Annotated in this window: 14 protein-coding genes, 1 tRNA gene, 3 pseudogenes and 2 riboswitches; of the genes and pseudogenes, 10 read left to right on the forward strand and 8 right to left on the reverse strand. The window is 70.0% G+C overall.

Annotated elements, in window-relative coordinates; translation table 11 throughout:
- The first annotated feature begins 192 nt into the window (after positions 1–192).
- A riboswitch (cyclic di-AMP (ydaO/yuaA leader) is annotated at positions 193–338 on the forward strand.
- A 5-nt stretch (positions 339–343) separates the two neighbouring features.
- The 3 genes from MM438_RS16130 to MM438_RS02895 all read left to right on the forward strand — a co-directional run bounded on the left by MM438_RS16130 (position 344) and on the right by MM438_RS02895 (position 2,645).
- Positions 344–1,114 (forward strand): peptidoglycan-binding protein, encoded by a 771-nt coding sequence (locus MM438_RS16130; protein ID WP_277627910.1) that lies wholly within the window; start codon positions 344–346, stop codon positions 1,112–1,114.
- Positions 1,115–1,581: 467 nt separating this feature from the next.
- A riboswitch (cyclic di-AMP (ydaO/yuaA leader) is annotated at positions 1,582–1,729 on the forward strand.
- Positions 1,730–1,734: 5 nt separating this feature from the next.
- Entirely contained in the window at positions 1,735–2,295 is a 561-nt protein-coding gene (locus tag MM438_RS16135; protein WP_277627911.1) for a transglycosylase family protein, read from the forward strand.
- 277 nt (positions 2,296–2,572) lie between these two features.
- Positions 2,573–2,645: transfer RNA gene (locus MM438_RS02895), tRNA-Thr, on the forward strand.
- Positions 2,646–2,665: 20 nt separating this feature from the next.
- Here the strand turns inward: MM438_RS02895 and MM438_RS16600 are convergent.
- Together MM438_RS16600 and MM438_RS02905 are read right to left on the reverse strand one after the other, a co-directional pair.
- The gene (locus tag MM438_RS16600; RefSeq protein WP_241450817.1) at positions 2,666–3,832 is read right to left on the reverse strand and encodes a tyrosine-type recombinase/integrase; all 1,167 of its coding nucleotides are present in this window, start codon (positions 3,830–3,832) and stop codon (positions 2,666–2,668) included.
- Positions 3,833–3,889: 57 nt separating this feature from the next.
- Entirely contained in the window at positions 3,890–4,075 is a 186-nt protein-coding gene (locus MM438_RS02905; protein ID WP_241450826.1) for a helix-turn-helix domain-containing protein, read from the reverse strand.
- 223 nt (positions 4,076–4,298) lie between these two features.
- On the opposite strand from MM438_RS02905, the gene MM438_RS02910 reads away from it, so the two are divergent.
- The gene (locus MM438_RS02910) at positions 4,299–4,595 is read left to right on the forward strand and encodes a DUF2188 domain-containing protein (protein ID WP_241450828.1); all 297 of its coding nucleotides are present in this window, start codon (positions 4,299–4,301) and stop codon (positions 4,593–4,595) included.
- Here the strand turns inward: MM438_RS02910 and MM438_RS02915 are convergent.
- Positions 4,550–5,806, reverse strand: a complete 1,257-nt coding sequence (locus MM438_RS02915; RefSeq protein ID WP_241450836.1) for an IS256 family transposase — start codon at positions 5,804–5,806, stop codon at positions 4,550–4,552. The genes MM438_RS02910 and MM438_RS02915 overlap by 46 nt on opposite strands.
- Positions 5,807–6,240: 434 nt before the next feature.
- Between MM438_RS02915 and MM438_RS02920 the strand changes: the two genes are divergently transcribed.
- The 4 genes and pseudogenes from MM438_RS02920 to MM438_RS02935 all read left to right on the forward strand — a co-directional run.
- The gene (locus tag MM438_RS02920; protein WP_241450837.1) at positions 6,241–6,801 is read left to right on the forward strand and encodes a GIY-YIG nuclease family protein; all 561 of its coding nucleotides are present in this window, start codon (positions 6,241–6,243) and stop codon (positions 6,799–6,801) included.
- Positions 6,802–6,941: 140 nt separating this feature from the next.
- Positions 6,942–7,831 (forward strand): annotated as a pseudogene (locus tag MM438_RS02925) (IS3 family transposase); the annotation flags it as partial.
- A 73-nt stretch (positions 7,832–7,904) separates the two neighbouring features.
- On the forward strand, positions 7,905–9,323 hold the full coding sequence (locus MM438_RS02930; RefSeq protein ID WP_241450126.1) for an IS30 family transposase: 1,419 nt from the start codon (positions 7,905–7,907) through the stop codon (positions 9,321–9,323).
- Between the two features lie 4 nt (positions 9,324–9,327).
- A pseudogene (locus MM438_RS02935) lies at positions 9,328–9,615 on the forward strand (integrase core domain-containing protein); the annotation flags it as partial.
- Here the strand turns inward: MM438_RS02935 and MM438_RS02940 are convergent.
- Both MM438_RS02940 and MM438_RS02945 read right to left on the reverse strand, forming a co-directional pair.
- Positions 9,603–9,902, reverse strand: a complete 300-nt coding sequence (locus tag MM438_RS02940; RefSeq protein ID WP_241450839.1) for a hypothetical protein — start codon at positions 9,900–9,902, stop codon at positions 9,603–9,605. The pseudogene MM438_RS02935 and the gene MM438_RS02940 overlap by 13 nt on opposite strands.
- Positions 9,903–9,968: 66 nt before the next feature.
- Positions 9,969–10,187, reverse strand: coding sequence for a helix-turn-helix domain-containing protein (locus tag MM438_RS02945; protein ID WP_241450846.1), 219 nt, complete (start codon positions 10,185–10,187; stop codon positions 9,969–9,971).
- A 139-nt stretch (positions 10,188–10,326) separates the two neighbouring features.
- Between MM438_RS02945 and MM438_RS02950 the strand changes: the two genes are divergently transcribed.
- Both MM438_RS02950 and MM438_RS02955 read left to right on the forward strand, forming a co-directional pair.
- Positions 10,327–10,839: a hypothetical protein gene (locus tag MM438_RS02950; protein ID WP_241450848.1), complete on the forward strand. Its 513-nt coding sequence runs from the start codon at positions 10,327–10,329 to the stop codon at positions 10,837–10,839.
- A 198-nt stretch (positions 10,840–11,037) separates the two neighbouring features.
- Complete coding sequence (locus tag MM438_RS02955; RefSeq protein WP_241450857.1) at positions 11,038–12,087, forward strand: PDDEXK nuclease domain-containing protein; 1,050 nt, start codon at positions 11,038–11,040, stop codon at positions 12,085–12,087.
- A gap of 73 nt (positions 12,088–12,160) precedes the next feature.
- On the opposite strand, the gene MM438_RS02960 is transcribed toward MM438_RS02955, so the two are convergent.
- From MM438_RS02960 to MM438_RS16900, 3 genes and pseudogenes are all read right to left on the reverse strand, one after another.
- On the reverse strand, positions 12,161–14,143 hold the full coding sequence (locus tag MM438_RS02960) for a hypothetical protein (protein ID WP_241450859.1): 1,983 nt from the start codon (positions 14,141–14,143) through the stop codon (positions 12,161–12,163).
- Between the two features lie 258 nt (positions 14,144–14,401).
- A complete protein-coding gene (locus MM438_RS02965) occupies positions 14,402–15,433 on the reverse strand; it encodes a hypothetical protein (RefSeq protein ID WP_241450861.1) in 1,032 nt (343 codons plus the stop codon).
- Between the two features lie 143 nt (positions 15,434–15,576).
- Positions 15,577–15,912 (reverse strand): annotated as a pseudogene (locus tag MM438_RS16900) (nuclease-related domain-containing protein); the annotation flags it as partial.
- Positions 15,913–16,047 lie beyond the last annotated feature (135 nt).

A 16,047-nucleotide genomic window follows, 5' to 3' on the forward strand; every position in this document is an offset into this window, starting at 1 on the left:
CGGCGGCGGCCTCGGGTTTGAGGCCCCGCCGGAGCCCGTGCTTATGGTCGTACCGGTCGGTAGGACCCCCCTGGTCCGGCCGCCCTCACGAGGCACCCGCCTCGTCTCGGGGGACATCACTTCTGTCCCAACAGCTAGACCTGGCGCGACCGTTCGCCGAGCAGCACCCGCGGTCGCCACACGCCGCGACCACCCTGGTCCGGGCCGCAGGGTGCTGGTGGAGGACCCACCTTCGGCCGTGCCGCCGCGCACGGCCTCGGGGTGAAGCCGCCCAGCGGCCGGGCACCTGACACGCCCGAACCCGACAGCTCACTTCACAGGCGATGTCAGGAAAGGACGCTCCATGCTCAGCACCACCATGCCCACCCGTTGGCTGGCCACCGGCCTGGCCACCGCCACCCTCGCCGTCGGCGGGGTCGCCACCTCCACCTCGGCCCAGGCCGCGGGTGGGGACGTCTGGGACCGCGTCGCCGCGTGCGAGTCCGGCGGCAACTGGAACATCAACACCGGCAACGGCTTCTCCGGCGGCCTGCAGTTCACCGCCAGCACCTGGCGTGCGTATGGCGGCACCGGCTCGGCCCAGAACGCCTCCAAGGCCGAGCAGATCGCGGTCGCCAAGCGCGTCCTCGCCGGTCAGGGCCCGGGCGCCTGGCCCGTCTGCTCCCGCAAGGCCGGCCTGACCCGCGGCAACGGTGGCGCCTCCGCCGGCACCGCGGACGGCTCGCGCTCCTCGCGCTCGACCGAGCGCCGCGTCGTCGAGCACGCCCCGCGCGCCACCAAGGCGCACAAGGCGTCGAAGCACGTCGTCGAGGTCCGCGCCACCAAGGCCACCCGCCCCGCCGCTCCGGCTCGCCGGGCCACGGCCTCGAACCTGGCCTTCCCCGGCCGCGACGCCTTCGTGCTCGGCCACCGCGACCCGGCCGTCACCCTGCTCGGCAAGCAGCTCGTGAAGCGCGGCTTCGGCAGCCACTACAAGGTCGGCCCCGGCCCGGTCTTCACCGAGGCCGACCGCGCCGCCGTGGCGGACTTCCAGCGCGCGCTGGGCTGGACCGGCTCGGACGCGAACGGCTACCCCGGCCCGCGCACCTGGGCGCTGCTCTTCTCCGCTCGCTGAGCGAGTGAGCTGATGCGTCGAGCGCCACCAGGACTCGCGGCATACCGCGCCTGGTGACGCTCGGCGCCTCGTCGGGGGTCGGCCTGCTGGCCGACCCCCGACGGTCGTCCTCGACCTGCCGGGTGGCCCGCTCGGGCATCCGACGACGACCAACTGTGATCGAGGCCACAAAAACTACACAAGGTAGTCGGACTTACCCCCTAGATCAGGGCGAATCGCGAGTCGGATGGGCGTGTCTGTCACAGCGTGCACCCGTCGCCCGGACTCTCCCGCGGTCAGACGTTTGTCTCGGCTCGATCACGGCCCCTAGTGTGTTCGAGCACCCCGCGCCGACCCCCAAACGGCACGGAGCCTCACCGGGCGCCCGTCGGCCCCGCCGACCGGGTCCTGGTGGGACACAACTGCATAGACCTGGAACTTTCACACGCGCATGTCCCCACGCCGAACGTCGTCCGGGGGCATCTCGCCGGTCATCGTGACCGGGCGTCAGGACGGCGATGGAGGAACCACTTCGACCGCGCTCCGGCACGGTCTCGGGGTGAAGCCGCACTCGCGGCCGGGCACCTGACCGCCCGAACCCGACAGCTCACTTCACAGGCGTCGTCAGGAGAGGAAACTTCATGCGTTTCAGCCCCAAGCATCGCGCCGTGTCCAAGCGGTCCCCGAAGAACATGGCGACCGTCGGTCTGACCGCGGCCGCCCTGACCGTCGGCGGCTCCGTGGCGTCCGCCCCCACCGCCTCCGCTGCCCTCAACTGGGACGCGATCGCCCAGTGCGAGTCCGGCGGCAACTGGGCCATCAACACCGGCAACGGCTTCTACGGCGGTCTGCAGTTCACCCGCTCCACCTGGCTCGGATTCGGTGGCGGCGCCTACGCCCCCACCGCCAACCGCGCCACCCGCGCCCAGCAAATCGCCATCGCCGAGAAGGTCCTGGCCGTCCAGGGCCCCGGCGCCTGGCCCGTCTGCTCGCGCCGCGCCGGCGCCACCGCCTCGCGCTCCAAGGCCCGCAAGGTCGTCAAGAAGAAGCGTGTCGTCAAGAAGTCCCACCGTCGCGTCGTCAAGAAGAAGCGCATCGTCAAGAAGCGCCACCACCGCATCCACAAGAAGCGCTACATCCTCAAGAAGCGCTACACCCGCTCGGGCAAGCGCTACTACGTGCGCGTCTACATCCGCCGCTGATCGCGGGCGCCGCGGCGCCCGACCCAGCAGCCCACCGAGGGCCGGACTCCCACCCGGGAGCCCGGCCCTCGCGCTGCGTCCCCACCCGCGCCAGCCCGCGTCCCTCCCTCGCGCGCCAGTAGGGGCAAGTGGCGGCGAACGCATGGCGTGTCGCGGCCACTCGTGGCATCTCGGCGGCTGGCGAGTGGTGCATCACGGGTTCGTGCCGGGCAGCGGGCGGAGGCTAGGATCAACGGCACGTATGACGGGACCCCGCCCGAGCGGCGCCCCGTCACCCGCTGGAGTGGCGCAATCGGTAGCGCACCTGTCTTGTAAACAGGTGGTTGAGGGTTCGAGTCCCTTCTCCAGCTCTGTGAACTGCGGGTTCATCTCAGCGGCCGATGCCGGGACGACGTGATCCATCGTTTTGCCCATCTTTTTGCGGTGGAGTGGGGGTGGAGGGGTCGATCGCCTGGAGTGCGGCGACCACGCGGGGGTCGACGGTCCGGCGGCCGAGGTAGACGTCCTGGGTCATGGAGATGCGCGAGTGGCCGAGCTGGTCGGCAATCGCGCGTGCGGACAGGCCCGAGCCGTCGAGGATGCTGGCGGTGGTCTTGCGCCAGGAGTGACTGGTGACCCAGTCGAGGCCGGCCTTATTGCGGGCGGCCTGGATCCAGCGGCTGACGTTGCGGGGGTCGCGGTAGCCGCCGTCGAGCGTTCCAAAGACGGGTTCATGTGGGCTGACGCCGATTGCATGCCGCCGGCGGAGGATGTCCGTGCACCACTCAGGCAACACGAGGGGCCGTTGGCTGGCGTCGGACTTCGTGTCCTTACGGATGAGGCCCTGACCCTTGACGCGGATGATCGTCGACGTGACGTCGATGAGGCCGCGGTCGAGATCGACCTCGCTCCACAGCAGCCCTAGGGTCTCGCCGATTCGTAGGCCGGTCGCGAGCATGAAGGCGGACATATCGACGATGTCGCGTCGGATGGCCTGCGGGTCGTTCTCCAGAGCGGCGAACCATGTGGCGCGCTCCTCCTCCGTGAGGGCGCGGGGTGGCTTCTTGGGCGTGGACCGAAGGCGCTGCACATCGCGCGTCGGGTTGCTCGGCGCCGCACCCTCGCGGACCGCTCGACCCATGGCGCCGGAGATGATCGCGCGCGCCGTCCTGGCGGTGCCGTAGCCGACCCGCTCATGCAGGTCGCGCAGGAAGCGGTCGACGACGGGCGTCGTGACCTGGTTGATCCGCAGTGCGCCGAGGCCGGGGGAGACGTGCGACTCCCACTGGAAGCGGTAGGTCTGGGTGGTACCGGGCGACCGCTCGCCGATGCGGACGAGCTGCTCGAGGTCGCTGAGCCACAGCGTGATGGCGGTGTCGAGTGTGTCGCGTGGCGTGAGGACGGCGTGCTGGCGCGACTGCAGCTCGGTCAGCGACTCGGTGAGCAGCGTAAGGGCCTGGTGCTTGGTGGGAGCGGATCGCTCGACGAGGCGTACGCGGCCGTCGTAGTCGCGGAAGCGGACACGGCAGCGGTATCCGGTGCCGCGGGCGAGCTTCACGCGCGTGGTGGTGATGTCGCCCCACTCGCCGGGCTCCAGTGCTTGGCGGGCCATCGGTCAGGCCGCCTGCTGCTCGAGCCAGGCCATGATGTCGCTCTGGCGGAACCGCAGGTGACGGCCGACCTTGATGCCCTGGGGGCCGGCGTGCTTCCAGCGCCAGTCGTAGACGGTCTGCAGGGGGACGCCGAGGTAGTCGGCGAGGTCCTTGGCGGTCCACAGCGGGTCGATGCGGTGCGAGTTCATGACGTGCCCTTTCGAGACGATGAGCGGTGACGGCGAAAAGTTGCCGTCACTCACCCATCGCTCGCAGAGCGCCGAAGCGGACACGAGATGGCCGTCTGGGCCCAAGTTCCACTCGAATGATGCATGTACGAGTCGGTTAGTCACGGGTCATGAGCAAGGAGATAGGGGGTCTGTCGGTACCTGCCTCTAGCCTGTGTATCCCTCAACACAGAAAGGCGACACCATGACGAACTATCACGTCACTCCGCGCGACGACGGCTGGGCTGCGCACAAGGAAGGAGCCCAGCGGGCTTCGTCATTGCACCGAACGCAGGCCGAGGCCATTGACGCTGCACGCTCGTACGCATCCAGCCAGGGTGGGGGCGAGCTGAACATCCATGGACGAGACGGCGGGATCCGCGCCAAGGACACGATCGCCCCGGCGCGGGATCCGCGATCGAGCAAGGGGGTCAAGTCCCGTGGGGTGGTGTTGTTTCAGGTGGTGATGGCGGTTGGGATGTTCTCGGTGGTGAGCGTGTAGAGCAGTCGTCGCATGCTGGTGTCTGACAGGTAGCGGCGTTCGCCGTACTGCCATTCCTCGTGCTGCTCGAGGAGGACGGCGCCGACGAGGCGGGTGACGCTGTCGCGGTTGGGGAAGACCTGGACGACGTCGGCGCGGCGTTTGATCTCGCCGTTGCAGCGTTCGACGGGGTTGTTCGACCAGATCTTCTTCCAGTGCTCGGTGGGGAACGCGGCGAACGCGGTCAGGTCGGCCTCGGCGTCGGCGAGCATGGCCGCGAGCTGGGGGAAGGAGGCCTGCAGGGACGCGGTGACCTGGTGATAGGTCTCCCGGACGGCCTCGGGGCTGGTCTGGGCGAAGATCGTGCTGACCAGGGCGTTAACAGGCTTGGACCGGGCGGACCCGAGGACCTGGGTGATGTTGCGGGCGAAGTGGACCCGGCAGCGTTGCCACGCGGCGCCGGGCAGCACGGCCTTGACCGCGGCCTTCAGCCCGGCGTGGGCGTCGCTGATGACCAGGGCCACGCCCTGGGGGTGGGCCGGTGTGGAGGGCGTCAGGCCGCGGGTGCGCAGGGATCGTAGGAACTCGGTCCAGAAGTCGGTGGACTCGCTGTCGCCGATGGCCATGCCGAGGATCTCGCGGCGCCCGGCGGCGGAGACCGCGATCGCGGTGACCACGGCCTGGGAGACGACCCGGCCGCCGTGACGGACGTCCAGATAGGTCGCGTCGAGGTACAGGTACGGGAACCACGTGTGGTCCAGGGACCGGGTCAGGAAGGCGTGGACGGAGTCGTCGATGTCGGCGCAGATCCGGGACACGGTCGACCTGCTGATGCCGGTGTCGTTGCCCAGGGCCTTGACCAGGTCGTCGACCTTACGGGTGGAGACCCCGTCGATCCATGCGGTGCAGATCACGGCGTACAGGGCCTTGTCGACGCGTCGGCGTGGGTGCAGCAGGGAGGGGAAGAACGAGCCCTCGCGCAGCTTGGGGATGGCCAGGGTCAGCTCCCCGGCCGGGGTCGCCACGGTCTTGGGGCGGGTGCCGTTGCGGCGGGTCGTGCGATCTGGGGTCCGCTCGTAGCGGCCGGCGCCGATCTTGGCGGTAGCCTCGGCGTCGACGAGGTCTTGCAACCCGGCCTGCAGCAGCCGGCGGAACACGTCGTCGCGGGCCAGGTCAGGATCGGCGAGGAGTTCACCGACGAGCGCGGACAGGGCAGACTGGGGACGGGTCATCGCGGGTCCTTGGAGTTCTTGGCGGAATCCTGGAAGTACCCGCGATGACCCCCCTGAACAGCAGCAGCACCATCGCGGCGACCAGCGCGGGAATGCCACCACGCTATGGGACGCACCCTCCCCACCTGTGGTGACGGCGTCGTCGGGGGCCATACGGTGATCCTCCCGGCGGCCTCGCGGACCGTCAAGTTTCGTCCCAACGAAACAATCGTCTCCAAATGCAAGAGGTGTGTCGGAATCGGGGAAGTTCTCGTGAGGCCAGCGCTGGGGTCGGGGAAATTGCGGGAGCAGTGGTGATGACAGGGCTGGAGTGGTGCGGTGGGTCGTGGGGATGCGCGAACGGGTGACGTCGCTCAGGCGCTTGGCTGAGGCAGGCCGAGGCTAGCTAACGTCGTGCGGACAAGGGGGAGTGCGGGGCGAGTAGGAGGGGCTGCATGACGATCGGGAAGTTCTCGGCGGCGGCGCGAGAGGCGCTGGTGACCGCGTCGTCGCTGACGTGCGTCGACGTCGTCCAGGCGGCGCAGCCGGGGTTGTACGCCGTGCATGCGACGGTTGCCGCGCGACGCCAGCTCGGCATCGACGCCGACGCACCCCTGGTCTACCTCGGCAAGTCAGAGTCGAGCGTGCTGACGCGCGACGTGGGCTCTCACTTCGCGACAGGCCGCACCGGCCAGTCGACCCTGCGGCGCAGCCTCGCCGCGTTGCTGGCGGAGGACCTCGGGCTGGTGCCGGTGCCCCGGGGCGCGGGCAAGAATGCCGCGACGAACTACGCGCTGGCGCCCGATGGCGACGCCGCGTTGACGGAGTGGATGCGCGAGCACCTCACCCTCGCCATATGGCCCAAGCCTGTGGGCTGCCCACCGCTTGCTGAGGTAGAGCGGGAACTTCTGCGCGAGCTGGAGCCGGCCCTGAACCTCACCCACGTACCCCGGCCCTGGCGGGAGCTCAAGTCAGCGCGAGCGGCCATGGCCGCCCGGGCAAGGAAGGGATCCTGATGACCGCAGACGAGACCGTGTGGCTGCCCGACGGAGGCGCTGCGGCGCGCGCCGTGGCAATCACCCTCCAAGGGGACTGCTGAAGATTTGGTTGACAGTCGACTTGTGGGGCCTTCGGGCCCTGCTGGAAGGATGTCAGCATGCCTGCACCACACCCCAAGGAGTTCCGTGACGACGTGATCGCGGTCGCGCGTCGGGGCGAGGCGCCGATCGCTCAGATTGCGAAGGACTTCGGGATCAGCGAGTCATGTCTACGCCAGTGGCTTGCGAAGGCCTACGTGGAGGCCGGTGTCCGTCCCGGTACGACCGCGGCGGAGAACGCTGAGCTGAAGGAAGCTCGCCGCAAGATCCGCCTGCTGGAGCAGGAGAACGAGGTCCTGCGCCGCGCGGCCGCGTACCTGTCACAGGCGAACCTGAGGCTGGGCCAGTCCCCAAAATGATGTTCCCGCTGGTCACCGACCTCGCCGCCGATGGCGTCCCGGTCGCGGTGTCCTGCGGGGTGCTGAAGTTCTCCCGCCAGGCCTACTACGCCTGGCTCGCGGACCCGGTCAGTGACAGGGACCTGGTCGACGCGTACGCGATCAACGCGGCCCTGGACGTCCACGCCGATGACCCGGGGCTCGGGTACCGGTTCATCGCCGACGAGCTCGCCGCGGCCGGCCACCAGGTGTCCGAGCGACGGGTGTGGCGCCTGTGCAGCCAGGCGCGCATCACCAGCGCGCACTCGCGCAAGCGAGGCCGGGCGGCTCGTCCGGGACCACCGGTCCATGACGACCTGGTCGAGCGTGACTTCACTGCGGACGCCCCGAACCGGTTGTGGCTCACCGATATCACTGAGCACCCCACCGGCGAGGGGAAGCTGTACCTGTGCGCGGTCAAGGACGTGTGGTCACGCCGGATCGTCGGGTACTCGATCAGCGACCGCATGACCACCAGCCTCGCTGTGGACGCCCTGACCATGGCGGTCACGCGCAGGGGCGGCACTCGTGCCGTGACCGGCTGCACCATCCACTCGGACCGCGGCAGCCAGGGCGGATTCAACTGGTCGTCGCAACACCCTGAGCAGGAGGGTGGTGCGGGTCGTGGCGACCGGGCATTGGAGCATGAGGACCGGCGATGTGCCCGAGGGGGTGCGTCGGCAGTGGCGTGCTGATCGGGCGTTGCGGCCGCCGATGCGTTCCCCGGGCCGTCCGCAGCCGTCGCGGGCGGTGCAGCGGGAGTTCTGGCGGGTGATCGCGACGGGGGTCACGACCGCGCAGGCCGCGTTGGTGGTGGGCGTGTCCGTGCCGGTGGGGATGCGGTGGTTTCGTCACGCTGGGGGGATGCCACCGCTGAGTCTTGGTGCCCCGTCCGGGCGGTATCTGTCGTTCGAGGAACGTGAGGAGATCGCGATCCTGCGTGCCCAGGGGGCGGGGGTGCGCTCGATCGCCCGACAGCTTCAGCGCGACCCGGGCACGATCAGTCGTGAGCTGCGCCGCAACGCCGTTACCCGTGGTCATCGGTTGGAGTACCGGGCTGTCGTGGCGCAGTGGAAGGCTCAGGAAGCGGCCAAGCGGCCGAAGGTCGCGAAGATGGTCACGAACCCGCGGCTGCGCGCCTACGTCCAGGACCGGCTCGCCGGGCAGGTCTGCCACCCGGACGGCACGGTCGTGGCCGGCCCGGACGCCGGCGAGTGGAAAGGGTTGAACAAGCCCCGACGCGCTGACCGGCGCTGGTCGAGGGCGTGGAGCCCCGAGCAGATCAGCCAACGGTTGTCGATCGACTTCCCCGATGATGAAGGCATGCGCATCAGCCACGAGGCGATCTACCAGGCGTTGTACATCGAGGGTCGTGGCGCGCTCAGACGCGAGCTGGTGGCCTGCCTGCGTACCGGCCGAGCGCTGCGTCACCCGCGCGAGCGGTCCCGGAACAAGGCCCAGGGACACGTCACCCCCGACGTCGTCCTCAGCCAGCGGCCGCCTGAGGCCGCCGACCGGGCCGTGCCGGGGCACTGGGAAGGCGACCTGATCATCGGGACGGGCCGCTCGGCGATCGGGACGCTGGTCGAGCGGCACAGTCGCGCCACGATCCTGGTCCACCTACCCCGGCTGGAAGGGTGGGGCGAGCAGCCCCCGGCCAAGAACGGCACCTCACTGGGCGGGTACGGCGCCGTCGCGATGAACCAGGCCCTCACGGCCGCGATCAGCGACCTGCCGCAGCAGCTGCGCACGACGATCACCTGGGACCGCGGCAAGGAGCTGTCCGGGCACGCCGCGTTCACGATGGCGACCGGCACCCGGGTGTTCTTCGCCGACCCACACTCGCCCTGGCAGCGGCCCACGAACGAGAACACCAACGGGCTGCTGCGCCAGTACTTCCCCAAGGGCACCGACCTGTCCCGCTGGACCGCGACCGACCTACAGGCCATCGCGTACACCCTGAACAACCGGCCCCGCAAGGTCCTCGGATGGAAGACACCCGCAGAAGTGCTCGGCGAGCACTTACGATCGCTGGAACAAGCCGGTGTTGCATCGACCGGTTGAACCCGCCCAGTTTCGTGCCCGCACCTACGTGTCCGCGCTGACAGCGCACGGCCTGACCGGGTCGATGGGGCGGGTCGGGACGAGCGCGGACAACGCCGCCATGGAGTCGTTCTTCGCCCTGCTGCAGAAGAACGTCCTCAACCAGCAGCGGTGGGCTACCCGTGACCAGCTACGCCTGGCCATCGTCACCTGGATCGAGAAGACCTACCACCGCCGACGCCGGCAGCGAGCCCTCGGCAAGTTCACCCCCATCGAGTTTGAGACCATCAACCAGACCGCTCACGCGGCCTGAAACACCACACCACCACCGTCAACCAGAACGACAGCAGTCCCGGTGAACGGGCGGATGAGGGTGGCAACGTATTTGAGACGTTCTTCGTCGACGCCCTCCAGCTCGTGGATGAACGCTGAGGTCCCGTCGCTGCGCATGCGGAGTGCGATTCGCATGCCCATCGATATGGCGGCCTCGGCTTGTGCCAGGTGGGACCCGAGAACCTTTCTGGTGCGCTCATCGGCAAGCACGATCCGGCGCGCGTGGCCGTCGTCCGTGTCGGGGAGGGGTTGGGTCTTGCGTGCCATCGTTGACCTACTCGGATAGGGCGCCGGCGGCGATGGCCGTCGCAGACGACGTGTGGCTGGTCGCTGTCAGGTGAGGCTCGGCGAGATGACGCCTCCCCGGGCGTCGGTGGTGGCGTCGAGGAGTTCGGAGGCGGATGTCTCGAGCACGACGGCGAGATCGTCCAAGCGCTCGAACAGGACACCGCGTCGGCCGTGCTCCAGCTCGATGAGCTGGTTGCGGCTGAGCCCCGACTCCAGGGCCAGGGCCTCCTGGGTCAGCCCCAGCTCCTGACGGCGACGCCGCACATTCGCGCCCACCCGGATGCGCGCCTGTGCCCATCGCCGCTGGCGCTCTGGGTCGGCATCGTTTCGTCTCGCGGGCACCCAACGATGTCACGGTAACTGGGCTCAGAAGTCTGCCCCACTAGTAGTGCATCATGAATTCATGAGCGATGGTCCTCCGTCAGGGGCGGTGCGATTCGGGATCAAGGCCCGCTTCTCGGGTGTCTGCAGTCTGTGCGGCGAGCCGATCGAGGTGGGCGAGCGCATCTACCGGCTACCGAAGAAGAGGGCCGGCGCCGCCAGCGGGTGGGTCTGCGTTGCATGCCGCTTCCCTGATCCGGATCGCGTCGTGGATCTCGAGTTCGTCATCCGCAAGGTTGAGCACCGGCACGTGCGTGGGCCCTGTTACACGCCACGCATGGCCGAAGTCGACGTCATCGTGGATGCCTTCGACCGCGCTGGGCTGCTGACGACCGACGAACTGGTGCTGGGCGAGACGTTCGCGCAAGCGCGGATCAGCCGGCAATGCCCGGCCCTCGGACGCGCCAAGATGGCGACGCTGCTCGCTGTGCTCCGCCGTGCTGGCAGTAAGCCTGAGCGCGAGGCCGAGTGGGGGCTCAAGGCGGATCCCTGGCCTAGGCATGGGCTCTGTGCTGATTGGGAGCCGCCGCTGTAGAACCCGGCGGTTTGGGAGCCGCCGCTGTAGAACCCGGCGGTTTGGGAGCCGCCGCTGTAGAACCCGGCGGTCCCCGCCGCCACCGCGCCGATGGTGGCGCCACCTGCGGTCTTACCATCCGAGTGCTCCTCGTGGAGGCCCACCGCTGGGCCGACGGCCGCTGAGGAGTGCGAGTGTGTCGAGGCCTAGGATCACGCCATGTCGTCGCTGGAGCGGGAGCCGCAGGGATACGGGGATGTCCTCGCACGGGTGAAAGGTGAGATCCGTGCTGCCCGCACGCGTGCGCAGCGGGTCGTGAACACGCAGCTGCTGGAGCTGTACTGGGTCATCGGCCACTCCATCCTGGAGCGTCAGGAGAGCGAGGGCTGGGGGAGCAAGGTCGTAGACCGGTTCTCCGACGACCTGCGCGCGGAGTTCCCCGACATGAAGGGTCTTGGGCGGGCGAACGTGCACTCCATGCGGCGGTTCGCTGCGGCGTGGACTCGTGAGCAGATTGTCCAACAGGCTGTTGGACAACTCCCATGGGGGCACGTTGTAGAGCTCCTCACCCGGGTGCCCGACCCGGTCGTTCGGGACTGGTACGCCGAACAAGCTGTCTTGAACGTCTGGTCTCGGGCCGTGCTGCACCACCAGATTGCCACGCGCCTGCACGAACGGCTGGGCGCGGCGCTGGTGAACTTCGATCGCCGCCTTGACGAGGGTGACTCGGCTCGCGCCACCCAGATCATCAAGGACCCGTACGTCTTCGACTTCCTCGCCCTGGACACGCGCGCCACCGAGCGCGACCTCGAGCAGGCCCTTATGGACCGCATCACGGACACCCTGCTCGAGCTGGGCCGCGGGTTCGCCTTCGTCGGCCGGCAGGTCCACTTCGACGTCGATGGCAACGACTTTTACGCCGACCTGGTCTTCTTCCACGTCGAACAGCTGCGGTACGTCGTGGTCGAGCTCAAGATCGACCACTTCCGGCCCGAGCACGCCGGCCAACTGGGTTTCTACGTCGCTCTCGTCGACGACAAGCTTCGCAACCCGGACTTGCACGCACCCACGATCGGGCTGTTGCTGTGCGCGACTCGGTCAGACGCGGTGGTCCGGTATGCCCTGGCCAACAGCAGCGCCCCCATGGCGGTGGCGGACTACACCACCCAACCCAGTGCTGCGTCCCAGATGCGCCTGCCTAGCCCTGAGGAGCTCGAAGCCATCGTCGACGCCACCCTCGACGCTACGCCCGAGGCAGCCTCCGAGTGACGTTCTGCCGCGGGGGCAGTCCGTAGCCGGCGGGCAGTGCCCGGAGAGCGGCGGGCGGCTCGACCGCTGTAGGTCACGTGTGCGTGGAGGAGGTGCCGGGCGGTCGATTGCCTCCTCGGATTGGGGCCAGTACCGTTGCCGTACTCGCTCGCACGTTTCGTCGTGCGAGATCGGGGCCGGGTGCGCACGTGCCCGGCCCTTTGTCATGTGCCGTCCAGTCCTCACCCGGGCGGCGGACAGCCAACCCGTGGCCTGACGATGCCGCAGGTCGGCGATGCCCCTCGCCGCGCGGTGGAGCGGCCAGGCGGGCGCCCGGGCGCCGGGCCGGCCGGGTGGATGCCCGGCGGGACGCTGCACGGGTCGTAGTCCCGCGGTAGCGGAGCCGCTCGGCGGAGACGGCTGCGCTCCTGACGGCGTGAACTCGCTCGCTCTCGGCGCGTGCGGTCTCGTTCGGTGTGAGCAGGCGCAGCCACGTGCCGTCTGGGAGGCACTGGGCGAATCCGGCGGCGGCGAGTGCGCGCAAGGCGTGGACGAGGGTGCGCCGCTGGCTGGTGGTCAGGGGGGTCTCGGGGGAGTGGGTCACCTGGGCGGCGTGCGCCAGTGCCTCGAGGTCCAGCGGGGCGTCGAGGCTGAGGGCCCGCAGCACCATGTACGTGATGCGCGGGCTGCCCTGGGGGACCTTGCGGGCGAGGGGGGTGAGATAGAAACGAGGTGGAGGGATTTCCGTCACCCCTCGCAGGTCCACCGAGGCGATCGAAAACTCGTAGCTCGAGCTGTCGGGGGCGCCGACCGGGTCGAAGCAGTCGGTGTGGAGCGTGCCGACGACGCCGTCGAGGGTGCGTAGGTGCTTCGCGATGGTCTTCCGGTCAGTGATGCCGGTGTCCAGGACGATGTCGCGCTGCGGCACGGGAACGCGAAGGGAGCCCGTGCGCTCGATGCGGTCGAGGACGGTGTGGCCGATCGTCAGCAATGCCGGCCGCTCCCGGGTCGACGTGGACCACGCGAGGCTCTGCAGCCGCATCCTTGCCTGCTCGACGGCCACCCGGACCTCGGCGGACGGCTCGTCGCGCGGCCTCGTCCGCTTCATCGGGTCGGCCTGTGCTCGCCAGACGGTGTCCGTCTCGACGGCCTTGTTCCACTGCCATCGCACCCACCAGGCGGGGTTACGACGGGCGTGCGACATCGCCTCCGGGTGGGCGGTCGCGATGGCCTCACGCGCGTCGTCGACCGTGTAGCCGGCACGGACCATCGCAGCGGTGGCCATCAGCTCGTAGGTGGAGTTCGACGAGTCGACGCTCTCGTCAAGCATCTTGTCCCACAACGGCTTTCGACCGGTGGCGAGGTAGGTCGCCCACTGGTCGTCGAGGGCGCGGCGTCGACGGGCGGTCGGCACCAGAGGTGCGTCCGTGTCGAGGATGCTGCGCTGCACGCCGGTCAGCCGGCTCCGTGAGCGGGTTCTCTTTCCGGTGCCCGCCTTGTGGCGAGAGCTCCCGCGGCGATGGCGGCTCGTCGGGGCTCCAGCTCGCGCCCACGGGTGGTTGGTGAGCTCGTCGAGCAGTCGAGCAGGGTCGCCGAAGGGCCGGTGCATGACGCCGGTGCGGTGCGGCGCGCTCAGCGGTCGCACCCACTCGCGCACATCGATTGTGGACCTCGAGGCGCCGAGGCTCCTTCGCCAGTCGCTGAGGAAGGCCTCCAGCTCGTCGCGGCATCGCCCCGCCGTGACGAAGACGTGGCCACGGCCGGCGGCGCCCCCGGACTCACGGCTCAGGTGCCACAGCCCCCGGTCGGTGGCCCACCGGGTCACGGCATCCATGACGGCGTAGCCGGCGTGTCCCGGCAGGTCGACGTCGACGGCAACGACCTCAGCCCGCAGGCAGCCGACGATCGACGCCACCCGGCCCTGGCCCGCCAACGCCAAGCCGGCACCGAGGGAGGTGACCACCACGCCGGGCACCCGCTTGTTGTCCGCGTCCAGCGCGAACCAGTCGCGGGCGTCGAAGAGCACCTCGTCGAGAGCACTCCACGGCGTCCCGACGACGGCACCGCGCGCGGTCACGCCGCGGGCGGGATCGGCGGGGTGTCTTCACCTCGCATCCATCTTTTTGCCCACCTCTTTGAGCCCGAGGTGGTCGGATCGCATCCGAGGCCGGGCGAGATGATCAGAGAAAGACGCGCAGGTGAGACGGGATTTTCGGGAGCCAGCCGAACTTCGCCGAAGCTCGGCTCTGAATAACAGGTGGTTGCGGGTTCGAGGTCTTCCGGCGGCCACACGCCCTCAACCTGCTTGCGCGCCGGGCGTCCGCTGACCAGCGGGTCACCAGACGCGGTAGCTCGCCCTCGCCAGCCGCAGGCCGTGCGGGCCGTCCTTGCACTCGACGTACGACGTCGTGGACGTGCAGGTGGCCGTGCCCAGGACGCGGGACTGGCCGTACGGCAGCACCACTCCCCGCGGAGCCGGAGTCGCGGGCGGGCAGGTGAGGGCGGCCGGACGGTTGTGGATCATCTCGACCGTGCTGCCCCAGCGCTTCGCGGCCCGGCAGGCCGCAGGTGCCGCCGGCGCCCGGTAGTCGTGCTCGGTGATGGTGCACCGGACTCCGGACCCCGTGCCCCAGCAGGTGATGTTGCCCGAGGGCATGGTGAGGGCGGCAGGTGGAGCCGCACCCGCCGACGGCGACGACGTCGGCGTCTGCGACGAGGTGCTTGACAGGGTGCTCACGCCCCGCCAGATCGCGGCCACGGAGGGGGCGACCACCGCGAGGAGCACCAGGGCGATGACGGCGAGCAGGCAACCCCGACCGGTCCGGCCGAGGACGGCACCGCGCCGCGGGGCGGCTGCGGAGGACGGCGCCGGCGGGACGGGAGCGGAGGAGGGCGCCGGCGGGACGGGAGCGGAGGAGGGCGCCGGCGGGGCGGGAGGGAGGGTGATCGGGACGGTGGCGCTCGACGCCGGCTGGGACGAGGCCGGCGGGGTCGGGGGCACCGCGGCGGCGGGTCGCGTCGGCGCTGCGGCCGTGGGTGGGGGTGGCGCGACCGGCTGCCTCGGCCCCGGCGCCGGCTGCACCGGCTCGATCGGCTGCACCGGCAGCGGCTGCGTGCGGCTCGGGCGCTCGGCCGCCACCGAGGCGCGCACGCAGGATCGCGGCTCGAACCCCTCGGCCCGCAGTGCCTCCTCGCTCGGGCGCACGCCGGCCGGCAGGCCGATGATGTCGCAGAAGGTCGCCACCGACTCCAGGTCCCAGTCCCGGTTTCGCCGGTCTCGGCCGAGCGCGTGGAAGTAGCCGCGCAGGGGGCCGACGTTCGCGCCGTGGTCGCTGCTGCTGCTGGGGACGTACGGCCGATGGGCCACGACGGTGACCTGGTGCCGGTCCTCGGCGAAGTCGAGGGAGCCGGGAGGGGGAGACGCAGCGTGGAGGCCGGCGCCTTCGCGTGCTGGGACAGGACGATCAGCGCGGGGATGAAGGCGGACGGCAGCGGCGTGGTCGGGTGCTCGCGCAGCATCCCGCCCAGCTGCTTGGCGTAGCCCTCCGCCTGGCCGATGGGGTTGATCTCTCCCTCGCGCAGGAACAGGTCCATCGGGCGCCCGTCCGCGGTCCAGGGGCCCTGCAGCGGAGCCTCGACGAGACCACCCGTGTCGCCCCGAATCCCCTTGACCTCCAACACGACGCAGCCGTGCGGGGTGAGCACCAGGAGGTCGACGTGGGCGGGTTTGTTCGGCCCGACGAGCATGAGGCCCCGGATCGGCTCTGCCCCCGGGCGGTCCTTGAGGGCGGCGGCGACACGGCGCTCGGCGTCGCTCTCCGGCAGACGGATCGGTATGACGAGCATGCGGTCACCGTAGGGCGTCCCCTGCGTGACGCCGTCATCGGGTCACCGAAAGGTCATCCGCATCAACGGTGTTCGACGTCAGGGATCGGGGTTGCGGCGAGCGGTCGACGACGCCGAGGAGCCTCCGGGGCGAGG

Source organism: Arsenicicoccus dermatophilus (assembly GCF_022568795.1).
GTDB classification, from domain to species: Bacteria; Actinomycetota; Actinomycetes; order Actinomycetales; family Dermatophilaceae; genus Arsenicicoccus; species Arsenicicoccus dermatophilus.

Coding starts and splice junctions, on each gene's coding strand:
- MM438_RS02930 (WP_241450126.1), top strand. CDS start 7,905: ATGAGGACCGGCGATGTGCCCGAGGGGGTGCGTCGGCAGTGGCGTGCT.
- MM438_RS02950 (WP_241450848.1), top strand. CDS start 10,327: ATGAGCGATGGTCCTCCGTCAGGGGCGGTGCGATTCGGGATCAAGGCC.
- MM438_RS02905 (WP_241450826.1), bottom strand. CDS start 4,075: ATGAACTCGCACCGCATCGACCCGCTGTGGACCGCCAAGGACCTCGCC.
- MM438_RS02920 (WP_241450837.1), top strand. CDS start 6,241: ATGACGATCGGGAAGTTCTCGGCGGCGGCGCGAGAGGCGCTGGTGACC.
- MM438_RS16130 (WP_277627910.1), top strand. CDS start 344: ATGCTCAGCACCACCATGCCCACCCGTTGGCTGGCCACCGGCCTGGCC.
- MM438_RS02910 (WP_241450828.1), top strand. CDS start 4,299: ATGACGAACTATCACGTCACTCCGCGCGACGACGGCTGGGCTGCGCAC.
- MM438_RS02955 (WP_241450857.1), top strand. CDS start 11,038: ATGTCGTCGCTGGAGCGGGAGCCGCAGGGATACGGGGATGTCCTCGCA.
- MM438_RS16135 (WP_277627911.1), top strand. CDS start 1,735: ATGCGTTTCAGCCCCAAGCATCGCGCCGTGTCCAAGCGGTCCCCGAAG.
- MM438_RS02940 (WP_241450839.1), bottom strand. CDS start 9,902: ATGGCACGCAAGACCCAACCCCTCCCCGACACGGACGACGGCCACGCG.
- MM438_RS02915 (WP_241450836.1), bottom strand. CDS start 5,806: ATGACCCGTCCCCAGTCTGCCCTGTCCGCGCTCGTCGGTGAACTCCTC.